The 281-nt window shown below is 41.6% G+C and carries 1 pseudogene; it reads right to left on the bottom strand.

Annotation, left to right across the window (positions count from 1 at the left end):
* Positions 1-281 (bottom strand): annotated as a pseudogene (locus tag HRJ06_RS23055) (IS3 family transposase); the annotation flags it as partial.

Below are 281 nucleotides of genomic sequence, written 5' to 3'. Positions count from 1 at the left end.
ATAAACAATATCCATTTGCAGCGACCTTGATAAATAATAAGCAAGGATTTCTTTGGTGGCGACGTCCTTCACACAGGACAAATATGCTTTTTGGCCTTGTCCATAATATAAATAGGTAATATCGGTAAGGAGTGCTTTCCTTGGCTCATCCTGTTCAAATTCACGGTTTAGATGATTAGGACAGGTAAGGTGTTCCTGCGTTGCTTTGGCCATCTTCCGATATGGATTCGCTTTCCTGATCTTTGCCACAAGCCCATACTTTGCCATCAATCGCCTGATTT

This window comes from Mesobacillus harenae (genome assembly GCF_013343715.1).
Taxonomy (GTDB): Bacteria; Bacillota; Bacilli; order Bacillales; family Cytobacillaceae; genus Mesobacillus_A; species Mesobacillus_A harenae.
This window is presented reverse-complemented; position numbering and strand designations above follow the sequence as displayed.